The following is a 13,542-nucleotide window of genomic DNA, read 5'->3' as shown; positions in this document are numbered from 1 at the left end:
ACTAATCTGTTGGGCCTGACACTTTACAGACTGTAACAATACTAGTTTTGTTCGGTTTTAACAGAGGCATTGGTTTTGGCTTCTTCTGCTTTAATTTTGCTCAATTCTGCTTTAGCTTCAGTTACAACATCTTCAAATTCTGTAAAGTTCGATATCACGCTTTCTAAAATATAAGTAGCTTGAAAGGCATCTTTTAATGCGTAATAATTTTTCGCCATAAGCACCAGACCTTTAGCACTATAATATTTATATCCAGAGAAGTCTTTAGCTAACTTTTGAACAGATTTATTTGATGCCTCATAGGCACCATCTCTGGTTTTAAAGTAAGCCTTGTAATATAAGGCTTCTGCTGCCATTTGGCCAGTAGCTACTTTTTCTACTTCGGCATAAGCGGTTTGCGCACGACTTTCGTCGCCTGTTTTCATCGCAGAACGCGCTATAATAATATGGGCGTCACTTTTAATTTTATTATCGATTTTAGAATTTAAAAGGACTTTCTCGGCATAAGAAACCGCTTCGTTATAATTTTCTAATTCATAATTCGCTTTCATTAAATTAGATTGTGCAAATATGGTGTTTTGCGGGAAATTGGCTTCTAATTCTAAACGCAATAGTAATGGCAGGGCTTCTTCCCAGCTTTTATTCTCTAAATGAAATTGAGACAATCGCAGTAAAGCCTGTTCGGTATATTCGTTTTGCGAGGCTTCGATAATATATTTATAATGCGGTGCTGCATTTGCTAATAAGTCTTTTTTATAATATAATTGCGCGACATAAAAATGTGCTTGTAATGCATTTAAGCCGTTTGGAAATTCATTTAAATACCCATTAAATTGTTTAATGGCTTTGTCTGTATTATTCTGTAGGTACTGTTTCTCGGCTGCCTCATAAGTGGTATTATCGAGATCTACATCAGTTACCTCAACGTAGTCTAAGGTTCTCACCCACTTTGCATAATCGTTAACACGCCCTAAATCGATATAAATTAATCGCGCAGTAGATACCGATTGTACCGCCTCTGGCGTGCCTGGATAATTACTGGCTATACTTTTAAATGTACGTAATGCCTGCTCGTTTTCACTATCGTTATAATGCACCAAACCTTGACGCAATAAGGCTTTTGGAACAAAAGAACTCATTTTATACTCGTTATTTAAACGATTATACATGCGCAATGCTTTGTCTTTTTCATTTACTTTAACATAAGAATTTGCCAATTCGAACATGGCATCATCCCTTAATTTTGATTTGGGATAGGTTTCGATAAATTGCTCTAAACCTTTTATTTTATTAGAAGATTGTCCAATATAGCCCAGACTTATTGTTTTTTGAAAAAACGGATAATCTGCGTTTATCGCACTCATTTCTATGGCGTCCTCATAAGCTTTTATAGCGTCGTGGTATTGGCTAGACACAAAATGTGCATCGCCTAATCGTAAATACGCATCGTTTAGTCTTACTACATCATCTCTATCGATGGCGATAAATTGATTGAAATGCTTCACAGCTTGAACGTAGTTTTTAAGTTTAAAATAGGCATAAGCGAGATTGTAATCTATGTTTTCCATTTCTGGAGTTGCCTCTGAAGTTGCTTGCTGTTCAAACTGCTTGAAACCCACTAAAGCATCATTATAATTGGTTAGATTGTAATCTGCTTCGGCTTTCCAAAAGGTTGCTCTCGCTGTATATTTTGGATCTATGGCTTGCTCTAAAGAGCGATCGAAAAACGATTCGGCTTCTAAGTATTTCGTGTCGTTATACAATTCAAGACCCCTATAGAATGCCACTTTTTGATAGGCTGCCTTATTCTCAAAACTCTTTTTACCTTCTAAAAGCTTTAGCGCTTCTTTATAATTTTTCGAGGTGATGTAAGAATCGATTAAAAGGGTTTCTATCTCTGCTTTATAACTAGAATTAGGATACTTCTCTAAATATGCAGCTAAAACCTGTGGTGCCGATTGATATGGATTCCCAATCTCGTAACTAATTTTCGCGTAATTTAACCAAGCATCTTCTTGAATTTTTAGGTTAAAATTCATTTGAGAGGCATTTCTAAATGCATTTAAAGCCTCTTGTTTTTTGTTTAAATTAATATAGCTTATCCCTAAATGGTAATAGGCATTTTGTGCAACGGTATTTGAACCGCTAACTATTTTATTAAATTCTGAAATGGCATTTTCGTAATCGCCCTGTTTGTAATACGCAAAACCTAATTGATAGAAATCGGTATTATTCCATTTCCCAGTTCTATCTCTACTGCCTTTTTTTCCTTGGTAAGCTTTTAAATAAGGAATAGCCTTGGCGTATTTTTCTAAATTGAAATAGCTTTCACCAATAATTTTTGAGAGTTCAGACACTTCAGCAGCATCGCTAGTTTCCAACCTCTCTTTTGCTAAGGCAATTGCCTTTTCAAATTTACCGAGTTTAAAATGTAAATCTGCTTGGTAATACGACAGCTTTTCTTTGTATCGCTCTTGGTCGCTTACTTGATCAAAATAAGAGTTTGCCTGATTGTAATCATCGCCCTCATAAGCCATAAAACCAATATAATATTTGGCTTGCGCCCCGTATTCTGAAGAGTTTTCAACTCGGGTCAAATAGGTTTTGGCAACCTTATATTGTTTTACAGAAAATGCCGAGTAGCCATTATTAAAATTAAACGCTTCTTTATCACCGTATGCCAGAGCATCTTCATCGACTTTATCGTACCATTTTCTGGCATGTGGGTATTTTCCGTTTTTGAAATAATAATTCGCCACGTCTAAAAAAGCCGTATTACGTTTTGTACTTGTTGGGTAATCTTCCACAAAGGCTTCCACCAATTGATCGGCATTACGCTGATTAAGTCTTACAGCACTATTGGCAATATAATAACTACAATTCGATTTTAAAACCTCGTCTTTAGCCTCCTTTTTAATGGTTTTAAACAACGACTGAGCGGCGAGATATTGTTGATTGTTGAATAAGGTAAGTGCTTTTTGATATGTCACTAAATCGCTTGTGTACGTTGCAGACTTTTGCGCCATCACTTGAACGCAAAAACTTAAGGCTACCAATAGAGAAACAATACTGTTTTTAGTCATTAATAAGGCGTTTTTTAATTTGAAAAATCAAAGATAATTAAAGGTTATTTGTTTGCAATTAAAAGCTCAAAACAAATTGTTTTTATTTTAAGTTTAGATTTTAAAAAACCTTAAAACCTAGGTATCTTAAACTATAAATAACCCAGATAAAGGCATTTTAAACACTAATTATTGATATAACGCAATAATTGATACTTAATTATGTTCTGTTTAGTAAATTACTTTTAAAGATGTACTCTGGATTTTAATAAGCCTTATTGCTGTTAAACCCGATTAACTTATCGAGCTTTACTTTTGCATTTCACTTTTTAGTAATACATTTACACGACTTAAAAATTATACTATGTCTCGTCCCATTTTACAGTTAAAAGACGCCGCTATTTATCAAGGCGATAATTTAGTGCTTTCTAAGGTTAATGTTGAAGTAAATAAAGGTGATTTCGTGTATTTAATTGGCAAGACCGGTACTGGAAAAAGTAGTTTTATTAAAGTACTTTACGGTGACTTACCATTAACCGAAGGCGAAGGTCATATTGTAGATTATAACCTAAAAACACTTAAAGAAAAAGACATTCCGTATTTAAGACGGAAGTTAGGTATTATTTTTCAAGATTTTAAATTGCTAACCGATAGAACTATAAACGACAATTTACTATTTGTTTTAAAGGCTACTGGCTGGAAAGACAAATCTAAAATGGAAACTCGTGTTGAAGAGGTTTTAAGTAAAGTAGACATGAAAACCAAAGGGTTTAAATATCCGCATGAGCTTTCTGGTGGCGAGCAACAGCGCATTGCTATTGCTAGGGCTTTACTAAACAATCCTGAACTGATACTTGCCGACGAGCCGACAGGAAATCTAGACCCGCAAACAAGTGTTGAAGTTATGGAGGTTTTACAAGAAATAAACAAAAACGGCAACACCATTTTAATGGCTACTCACGATTATGCGCTTTTACTTAAGTACCCCAGTAAAACCTTAAAATGCGATAATAACGCCGTCTTTGAGGTCGTACAACGAAAAAGTTAATACATTTTACACCCCATCTCAGCTTTTTTTTTGTACAACTATGGCACCCCATAATACGAAGCCTAATGTGCATTTTTAATACTATTGCTATTAAAAATACCACATTAGAACCACTGTAACTTTTAAGACCGCGTGCTTAAGCTTTTACTATCCATTTATAGCTTTTCGCCTTCTTTAAATGTAGAAAAAAGCATATCTCTGAAAAATTAAAAAACCACCAATACCAAGCATTGGTTTTTTTTTAATCTACACCATATTTTTATAATATTGGTAAGAAATTAAAGCAAAAAAAAAGAGAGACCTTAACAGACCCTCTCTTTTATACACTTTAGTGTTTCTTACTATTTATTTCGTTTACGCTCGACTTCAGTTAAATGAATTTTACGTATTCTTAAGAAATTTGGAGTTACCTCCACATACTCATCTTTTTGAATATATTCTAAAGCCTCTTCCAAACTAAATTTAATTGCAGGCACAATTTTAGCTTTGTCATCGGCTCCCGAAGAACGCACGTTACTTAATTTTTTGGTTTTGGTAACGTTTACCGTCATATCGTCGCCTCGAGAATTTTCTCCAATAACTTGACCTTCGTAGATATCTTCTCCGGGATCTACAAAAAACTTCCCTCTATCTTGTAACTTATCAATAGAATATGGGATGGCTTGGCCTGTTTCCATAGACACTAAACTACCGTTTTGACGTTCTGGAATACCACCTTTTAACGGTTGATATTCTTTAAAACGGTGTGCCATAATAGCCTCACCTGCAGTTGCTGTTAACAGTTGGTTACGCAGTCCAATTATACCTCTCGATGGAATTAAAAATTGACAAACCATTCTTTCGCCTTTTGCTTCCATACTAAGCATTTCTCCTTTACGTAGTGTAACCATTTCGATGGCCTTACCTGAAACTGCTTCTGGTAAATCAATGGTCATTTCTTCAACAGGCTCACATTTAACACCATCAATTTCTTTTATAATAACTTGAGGTTGTCCAATTTGCAATTCGTAGCCTTCACGACGCATGGTTTCGATTAAAACAGATAAATGCAGTACACCACGACCAAACACCATAAACTTATCTGCACTATCGGTTTCTTCGACACGTAAAGCTAGGTTTTTTTCTAGTTCTCTGGTTAATCGCTCTTTAATATGCCTTGAGGTTACAAACTTACCATCTTTACCAAAAAACGGTGAGTCGTTAATAGTAAATAACATACTCATTGTAGGCTCGTCGATAGCAATGGTTTCTAGCCCTTCTGGATTCTCGAAGTCGGCCACTGTATCGCCAATATCAAAACCTTCTAATCCAACAATAGCACAGATATCTCCGGTTTGAACTTCGTCTACCTTTTTACGGCCAACCCCTTCAAAAACGTGTAATTCTTTTATTCTATTTTTAACAACGCTGCCATCTCTTTTAACTAAAGAAATATTTTGTCCCACCTTTAATTCGCCACGTGTTAAGCGTCCAATAGCAATTCGTCCTGTAAACGACGAAAAATCTAGTGATGTTATGAGCATTTGGGTGTTACCCTCTTCAATTTTTAAATTTGGAATGTGCTCGACTACCATGTCTAATAAAGGCTCGAGACTATCGGTTTCATTTTTCCAATCGGTGCTCATCCAATTATTTTTGGCCGAGCCATAAACGGTTGGGAAATCTAATTGCCACTCTTCAGCACCCAATTCAAACATTAAATCGAATACTTTTTCGTGCACCTCATCTGGTGTACAGTTATCTTTATCTACTTTATTAATTACCACGCAAGGTTTTAAACCTAAATCGATTGCTTTTTGCAATACAAAACGTGTTTGCGGCATAGGCCCTTCAAAGGCATCTACCAGTAACAATACACCGTCGGCCATATTTAAAACCCGCTCTACCTCACCTCCAAAATCGGCGTGACCTGGTGTATCAATAACGTTGATTTTAGTGTCTTTATAAATTACTGAAACGTTTTTAGAAGTAATGGTTATACCTCTTTCACGCTCCAAATCGTTGTTATCTAGAATTAAATCACCCGTGTTTTCGGTTTCTCTGAATAACCGACAGTGGTACATAATTTTGTCAACCAAGGTGGTTTTACCATGATCTACGTGTGCAATAATTGCGATATTTTTAATGTTAGCCATAATGTGTGCTCCCTTTTTTTAAGCCTGCAAATGTACTCATAAATTATATAAAAATAACTTTTGGGTATTTCCTTTTTACAAAAAACATCAAAAAAACAACTTTAAATCAGTTAAATCCTACTTTATAATCGCTGTTTGGAATATATGGGATTTTATTTTTTTGGCTGATTAATGCCTGATTTAGAAAGATAATAGCACTATTAATTAGACTAGGGCTTAAATAATTAAAAACTTTCGTTTACAAATAGTAACTTTGCATCTTTAATTTATAGCTTACATTTTATGAAACTTCAAGATATCCCTAAAATAAAACATACGTACTCCAACAATTTTTTTCTTCTGGCAGGCCCTTGCGCCATAGAAGGTGAAGACATGGCGTTTAGAATAGCAGAAAGGGTGGTAAACATTACTAACAAATTAGAAATTCCCTATATTTTTAAAGGCAGTTTCAAAAAAGCAAATCGTAGCAGGATAGATAGTTTTACTGGTATAGGAGACGAAAAAGCTTTAGAGATTTTAGCAAAAGTATCAGAGAAATTTGACGTTCCTACGGTTACCGATATCCATGAGGTTTCTGATGCTGCAATGGCAGCGCAATATGTTGATGTGCTACAAATTCCAGCTTTTTTGGTTCGCCAGACCGATTTGGTTGTTGCCGCCGCCAAAACAGATAAAGTGGTGAACTTAAAAAAAGGTCAATTTATGAGTCCGGAGGCCATGAAACACGCCGTACAAAAAGTTAAAGATACGGGCAGTGACAAAGTATGGATAACCGATAGAGGCACCATGTTTGGCTACCAAGACATGATTGTAGATTTTCGCGGTATTCCAACCATGCGAGAGTATGCTCCCACTATTTTAGATGTCACACATTCCTTACAACAACCTAATCAAAGTGCAGGTGTTACTGGTGGTAGACCAGATATGATTGAAACCATCGCCAGAGCAGGAATTGTAAACCATGTGGACGGGCTCTTTATAGAAACCCATTTTGATCCAGCAAATGCCAAAAGTGATGGTGCTAATATGTTGCATTTAGATAATTTAGAACCGTTATTAACTAACCTAGTTTCTATTAGAAAAACGATAAATAAATTATAAATAGTCGTAATTTGGTTTTGTAAAAAGTAAAAACTGATATTATGGTTAATAATAAACGAGGCGGAGACACGCCCATACAATGTGAATTAGAAGCTAACAAAAATTACGCGTGGTGTACATGCGGGCATAGCGAAAATCATCCTTTTTGCAATGGATCTCACAAAGCAGCAAAAGCAACAACACCAATAGTTTTTTCTGTTGAAGCGGCTAAAACAGTTTACCTCTGTACCTGCAAACAAACTAAAAATCCGCCATACTGTGATGGGTCTCACCACTAGAATTTTGTTTTAAAATTTACTTATTATAAAACGATTTTCCTTTTTGCTTTTCGGCTTCCTTTAAAATGGCTATAAAGATGGCCTCGTCTATATCTTCTAAAGAATAATAACGAAGCGATTTAACCACTTTGCGGTTCTCGCTAACCAGATGTTCATCAAATTCTAAAAGGTATGCCGAGCGCCAAAAACCTACATCTACAAATTGATTTTTATGGCTAGCGTTTAAGTAGCAAACAGGAGTTTTACCTAAGTAATAACAAGGCATTCGCCATTTATATTTTAATTCAGCCTCAGGAATAGTGTGCTCTATAATCACTTGAATGTGCATTAAAATAGAGCGATAGGGTTCGGGTTGATTTAATATGTAATGTTCGGCTGGATTTACCATGCTAATTTAATAATTTAAGCGAATACACTAAATAAAGTGGTCTATGTTTAGTGTAAATACTTTTATTAAAATCCGCTTTATTTTATTTAAATTTTATGGAAGTAGTGCACCTAAAAAGGCATCTAATTTTTTTTTACTTCGATTTTTTTGGTAATACTTCTTCAGGGAAGGGGAACAAAATGGTTGAGTTCTTTTCTGCCGCTATATTAGACAAGGTTTGATATAACCTTAACTTTATCGCCGATGGTGATTGGTCTATTAATTTACCAGCTTCTAATAATTTACCTGCTGCCTGTTCTTCTGCCAAGGCCAAAATAATTCGTGCCCGTCTAGAATGTTCTGCTTCTGCTTGATTAGCCATCATCCGTTTCATATTTTCGGGTAGCTGAATGTCTTTTATTTTTACATCGATTATATCGATACCCCAATCTTTGGTTTCAACCTCTACTATTTTTTTAATATTATTCCCCATTTCTTCACGTTTAGACAAAATGGTATCTAACTCGACTTTTCCACAAACATCTCGTAAGGCCGCTTGCGACAATTGTGTGATGGCGAAAGTATATTCTTCTACTTCTAATACCGCCATTTCTGGATCGATAACCTTAAAAAAAACAACACCGTCAATACTACAGGGTACATTATCTTCTGTCATAACCTCCTGAGAAACTATATTAATGGTAATTACCCTAATATCGACAACCTGTATGGTTTCTACTAGAGGTATAATCCATCTAAACCCTGGCTGTAATGTTTTAATATATTTCCCAAACCTAAATTTTAAAGCTCGTTTGTATTCAAAAATTACTCGTATTCCCGAAAGTAAGAATACGCTTAAAAATATCGCAAATAGTAATAACAGATTCATGACGCTTTATTTATATTTAAAATTCACCCTATAAGATATTGATTTTCAATGAAAAGCAGTTTTATTTAACACAAAATTATATCAATAAAAACAAAAAAAAAAGGAAATTTGTTTTTGATTTCGTTTAAAACCAACTATGTTATTTAAGATATGAGGTGTTGCTTCTAAAATAATACGATTAGTAATAAATTATAAAAACTCTGAGCTCGCTTTAATTAAGTTTAATTTTTTAGAAGCCTCTGTTTTTCAGAAAAAGCCAATATTTTTAAACGCACTTATTGAGCTGAGCTTAGCGGAGTTTAGCTTCTATAACATCATAATTACAAGAAGGTCTGTTTTATTAAACGATGCCATATAATAGGTTCTCGTTTGGTCTGCTTTAATATCGATAAATTAAATGAGGATTGGCAGAGTGCCTAATGATTTTGAAATTGTATCTCACAATCCAATAGATTGTCTTTTAACCCAAATGCATCTGAGCTGTGGCACGACTTGGGATTTTCCATTTCGAAACCCTCTGTTTTTGTACGATAAGTTTAAAATTAACGCCTCTTTTTTAATTGGATTTGATTGCTTTAATAACGAGTCTCATTAATTAATGGGATCTTTTGGATTGCCAACCACTAAATAATAACACCCATGAGTACATAAGAATGATTTTCATCAATGATGCCACCCAGGTTTACACGTAGAAAGCTGAGTTGTTCTGTATTCAATTATAAAACTCCATTAAAAAACCAAATTTTCACTATTATTTAAGTTTTATTCTTCCCCATCAACAAAACGTTGTAAGTAGGCAAATGCTTCTGTGAGTTTTCCGTTTTCGGTAATTTTGGCACGTTGTAACACACCATCGGCATCGTTGTTAAAAAATGCGGGGATGACGTGTTCTAAAAACATATCGCCAAAACCTTCGCTGGCATCTTTTGGGAGTTCGCATGGTAAATTATCTACGGCCATCACGGTAATGGCGTTTGGAGCATTAAAAGCGACTTCGCTCTCAGATTGTGCATCGTATCCGTAAAAGGGCTCTGCAATGGTTGAGGCGCGCAATGTTGAAGCGACTGGCCCGTCGACATCGCAAGAAATATCGGCCACCAAATTAATTCTAAAATCTGGGTGTTTGGCATCGGCTCTGGTAAATAAATAGGGAGCATTATTACCATAAAAGTGCCCAGCTATAAAAAAGTCGGTTTCTTTAGCATAAGGCATAAAGTTACTTTCGTAGCCCGTTGGGTCGTTAATAAAGGCCCACTTATCGCCTACTTTACCATCGGTTCGTTTGTTGTATTCCATAACATCGACCATACAATACACGGGCTCGGTAAATTGCGAGGTTAAATACATGGCATCTGTAACTTGTTTTATTTGCAGATGGTCTAATATTTCTTTGGCGCCATGGGCCACTTTTCCGGATCCGGACAGTAGTATTTTTATGTTTGGCAGCGTGATTTTGTCTAATTCTGCTTTCACGGCATTTAAATCGGCTAGGGTTTCTACCTTAGGCAAATTAAATAAATTATCGCGCAAACCCAAAGCACGAAAACCATTGTAAGCGCCCACTAAACCGGCGTAACGCCCAAAACCTATTAACCTAAAGCCTTCTTTATTAACTATGGTTTCGTGATCGTAAAGTGTGATGTTTTTATCTAATATTGCACGTAATAAATCACGGTTATAAGGCTGTTTTTTTATGGTGTGCGAAAAGAAAAAATAGCTTTTGTTAGGCACTAAATTTTCGATAGGTACTTCTTTAACACCAATTAAAACGTCACAATCGGACACATCGTTAGTCACTTCAAACCCTTGATCTTGATATTGTTTATCAGGAAAAACTCGAATATCGGAAAATTCTACTTTATATATCCCTTCTGGGAATTTCGACTTCGTTTCTGCATATTTTTCTGGTGAAAACACGACACGTCTGTCTGGTGGGGTTTTCCGTTCTTTGATTAAAGCGAATGTTGTGCGCATGGGTTTTATAATTTGGGCTAATTTCATGATTTTTTTATAATCTGACAACTTATTTTTTTGGTATAGTTTTTGTAGATGGTAGTCTGGGTTTTGCTTCGTTATTGAATTTTTTTTGGTATCTTTGCTGCCCGCGTTAGGGATTGAGGCATTTGTTGAAGCTCTTTTTTGTTTTTCTCAAAAAAAGCGACTGCCGAAAGCCCGACCCAGTTTTGCCACTAAAAGCAAAAGTGGGTAACGCCCAAAAACCGATGCTTTTTTTGATTAAAACGCATTTAAAAAAACAATTAATTAAGGGGTCGACTGGTTTTGACAGCGAGATTAATTGAACGGTAAGCACGTCGTGTAATGGCATTGAAACACGTTAAAGGCTAGACCAAATTTTAAACGGCGAGAATAACTACGCTTTAGCTGCATAATCTGAATTATAGTAAGATTGGCCTAGGTACACCAGGTGTACAAGCTTTATGTCTCCGGAAAGCCTTGATTGGCGGCGTTCCATTTTGAGGCATCGTAAATGTCAATATAGATAAGGTAGTGCTTTGATGCCTTTTCGAAACTAAAGAAGCTAAGCTAAAAGTGGGTTGTCTTTAACCAGCTTTTAGTCGAAAACCCAAGAAAAGAATAAACGTGTAGAAAGCTCTTTGGTTACTTGTTTGGACGAGAGTTCGATTCTCTCCGACTCCACTAAAAACCTTGTAAACACCAGTGTTTACAAGGTTTTTTTTATTAGGTGTTGTTTTGGCTTTATTTTGGTTGCAACACCTTAAGTTTTTCACTTTTTTGAAATCCATGCCCTGCTATACATAGATGTGCTTGCGTTTAATAAGTCGATCTTTTTCTAAGACTAAGAGCGATGGTTCGCTTGTTTTTCGCTCATATTTCGGTATAGCATAAAACTATGGCTATGCTTTGATTTTCTATCTCATCTGAACAACAAATAATTCAAATTAATAATGCAACAGATCAAAACTACATTGGTATTAATTCAAGGCTAATATTTACGTTATTTTTACTGCATATAATCTTGCCAAGTGATAAGAATATATTTTTCAATATTATGCTCTTTCTTTTTTAAATAGCCATATTCGAATACAAAAAGATAAACATGACCTTTTTTATTTTTCCAGTAATGGGTAAAAAATCTAGAATTAAAGCCTTTTTCTTGTAAAACCTCGGCTCTTACAATTACTTTACCGCCTTTATTATAGGCTTTTAAAAGCTTTCTATTAAGCTTTAACTGAGTAGATACTTTGTTGTAAAACTTTTGTGGTGCTGTTTTAAACTTTTGATATTGATAAGCACTTTTGCATTGCGGGTCGCAAAATTTTTTATCTGCTCTGCCTACTAAAGGTAACTTGCAATATAAGCACTCTTTTTGATCGTTCATGAACATAATAATTAGCCGTATATTATACGTATGTTATTCGAATAAGATACGTTTAAATAATTTATATCCATTATTTTGGTAAACAAAAAACTGTGAAAACATCTAAAAGCATCACTTTAAAACATTTACTTATTAACCAAAAGAAACAAATTGGTATGCAATTTAATTCAGACCGAGTTATACAAAGACTTGTAGAAACCTTACCTGGGGTTACTTGGAGCGAAGAGTTTGGTTTGTTCTATATTAAAAACAGTAAAACAAATTTAGAATTAATATTTAAAACTTTTCGAGGATTTGCCTGGATTAACGGCAATTATTTCTTTTCGAAAAAAATAATAAACGAGGATAAACCAAAATTAAATTTAGAACGTTATAGAAATAGAAAAAGTAAAAACGGAACAAAATACTGCCCAGAGTCTTATTTACTAAAATTAGAACTCAAAAGATATTCTGCTAATACAGTACGTAATTATGTGTCTTGTTTTGAAGCTTTTATTAATCACTACTACAACAAAGACCCTATTAATCTGAATGAGACAGACGTTAGAGCCTATTTACAATTACTAATACAACAAGGAAAATCGAATTCTTATTTAAATCTGGCCATTAATAGTATAAAATTCTTTTACGAGATTGTACATGAAATGCCTAACAGATTTTATTCTATTGAAAGGCCAAGAAAAGAGAGACATTTGCCTGAGGTTTTATCCAAAGAAGATATTATAAAAATTATAAATAACACTAATAATATTAAACACAAGTGTATTGTAGGGTTGCTATACTCTTCTGGACTTCGAAGAGGTGAGTTATTAAATCTTCTTGTGACTGATATAGACAGTAACAGAATGGTTGTAAAGATTAACAATGCTAAAGGCAATAAGGATCGAATATCTGTATTAAGTCCAAGTATTTTAAAAGATCTGCGACTCTATTATAAAATATACCGACCTAAAACATATCTTTTTGAAGGACAAAATGGTGGTAAATACAGTGTTACTAGCGTTATAAATATTATTGCCGACGCTGCAAAAAAAGCAGGTGTTTCTAAAAAAGTGACACCTCACATATTAAGACATAGCTTTGCTACTCATTTATTAGAAAATGGTACTGACATTAGACACATTCAAATTTTATTAGGCCATAGCTCAACTAAAACAACAGAAATATACACACACGTCGCCAATAGATCGTTCATGGAAATAAAAGATTTATTATCTTAGTCCACATAATGCGGATATAGACAATTGTCTATATCCAATTGTTACCCACAATATTTTTAAAAAGGGCAACCACTCATACGT

Annotated in this window: 10 protein-coding genes and 1 other RNA gene; 5 read left to right on the top strand and 6 right to left on the bottom strand. The window is 34.7% G+C overall.

Features of this window, described 5'->3' with window-relative positions; genetic code table 11:
* Nucleotides 1-41: 41 nt before the first annotated feature.
* Nucleotides 42-3,083 carry a tetratricopeptide repeat protein gene (locus tag FEZ18_RS11480; protein ID WP_153268444.1) on the bottom strand — a complete coding sequence of 1,014 codons (3,042 nt, stop codon included), beginning with the start codon at nt 3,081-3,083 and terminating at the stop codon, nt 42-44.
* A gap of 343 nt (nt 3,084-3,426) precedes the next feature.
* Here FEZ18_RS11480 and FEZ18_RS11475 point away from each other — a divergent pair, with 343 nt between their 5' ends.
* Nucleotides 3,427-4,110: a cell division ATP-binding protein FtsE gene (locus FEZ18_RS11475; protein WP_153268443.1), complete on the top strand. Its 684-nt coding sequence runs from the start codon at nt 3,427-3,429 to the stop codon at nt 4,108-4,110.
* A 341-nt stretch (nt 4,111-4,451) separates the two neighbouring features.
* Here FEZ18_RS11475 and typA read toward each other — a convergent pair whose 3' ends face one another.
* On the bottom strand, nt 4,452-6,245 hold the full coding sequence (gene typA, locus FEZ18_RS11470; RefSeq protein ID WP_153268442.1) for a translational GTPase TypA: 1,794 nt from the start codon (nt 6,243-6,245) through the stop codon (nt 4,452-4,454).
* A 282-nt stretch (nt 6,246-6,527) separates the two neighbouring features.
* Between typA and kdsA the strand changes: the two genes are divergently transcribed.
* Both kdsA and FEZ18_RS11460 read left to right on the top strand, forming a co-directional pair.
* Nucleotides 6,528-7,346: a 3-deoxy-8-phosphooctulonate synthase gene (gene kdsA, locus FEZ18_RS11465; RefSeq protein ID WP_153268441.1), complete on the top strand. Its 819-nt coding sequence runs from the start codon at nt 6,528-6,530 to the stop codon at nt 7,344-7,346.
* Between the two features lie 41 nt (nt 7,347-7,387).
* A complete protein-coding gene (locus FEZ18_RS11460; RefSeq protein WP_153268440.1) occupies nt 7,388-7,624 on the top strand; it encodes a CDGSH iron-sulfur domain-containing protein in 237 nt (78 codons plus the stop codon).
* A gap of 16 nt (nt 7,625-7,640) precedes the next feature.
* On the opposite strand, the gene FEZ18_RS11455 is transcribed toward FEZ18_RS11460, so the two are convergent.
* The 3 genes from FEZ18_RS11455 to FEZ18_RS11445 form a co-directional block, all read right to left on the bottom strand.
* Nucleotides 7,641-8,012, bottom strand: coding sequence for a DUF1801 domain-containing protein (locus FEZ18_RS11455; RefSeq protein WP_153268439.1), 372 nt, complete (start codon nt 8,010-8,012; stop codon nt 7,641-7,643).
* 133 nt (nt 8,013-8,145) lie between these two features.
* Nucleotides 8,146-8,880 carry a slipin family protein gene (locus tag FEZ18_RS11450; protein ID WP_153268438.1) on the bottom strand — a complete coding sequence of 245 codons (735 nt, stop codon included), beginning with the start codon at nt 8,878-8,880 and terminating at the stop codon, nt 8,146-8,148.
* Between the two features lie 762 nt (nt 8,881-9,642).
* A complete protein-coding gene (locus FEZ18_RS11445; RefSeq protein ID WP_228122740.1) occupies nt 9,643-10,881 on the bottom strand; it encodes an NAD(P)-dependent oxidoreductase in 1,239 nt (412 codons plus the stop codon).
* 265 nt (nt 10,882-11,146) lie between these two features.
* Between FEZ18_RS11445 and ssrA the strand changes: the two genes are divergently transcribed.
* Nucleotides 11,147-11,541: a transfer-messenger RNA gene (gene ssrA / locus FEZ18_RS11440) on the top strand.
* Between the two features lie 322 nt (nt 11,542-11,863).
* On the opposite strand, the gene FEZ18_RS11435 is transcribed toward ssrA, so the two are convergent.
* On the bottom strand, nt 11,864-12,241 hold the full coding sequence (locus tag FEZ18_RS11435) for a hypothetical protein (protein ID WP_153268437.1): 378 nt from the start codon (nt 12,239-12,241) through the stop codon (nt 11,864-11,866).
* A gap of 92 nt (nt 12,242-12,333) precedes the next feature.
* Between FEZ18_RS11435 and xerA the strand changes: the two genes are divergently transcribed.
* Complete coding sequence (gene xerA, locus FEZ18_RS11430) at nt 12,334-13,461, top strand: site-specific tyrosine recombinase/integron integrase (RefSeq protein ID WP_228122738.1); 1,128 nt, start codon at nt 12,334-12,336, stop codon at nt 13,459-13,461.
* The last annotated feature ends 81 nt before the right edge of the window (nt 13,462-13,542 follow it).

The organism is Oceanihabitans sp. IOP_32 (assembly GCF_009498295.1).
Classification (GTDB): domain Bacteria; phylum Bacteroidota; class Bacteroidia; order Flavobacteriales; family Flavobacteriaceae; genus Wocania; species Wocania indica.
The sequence above is the reverse complement of the archived record's forward strand: the minus strand, read 5'-3'. Positions and strand labels throughout refer to the sequence as shown.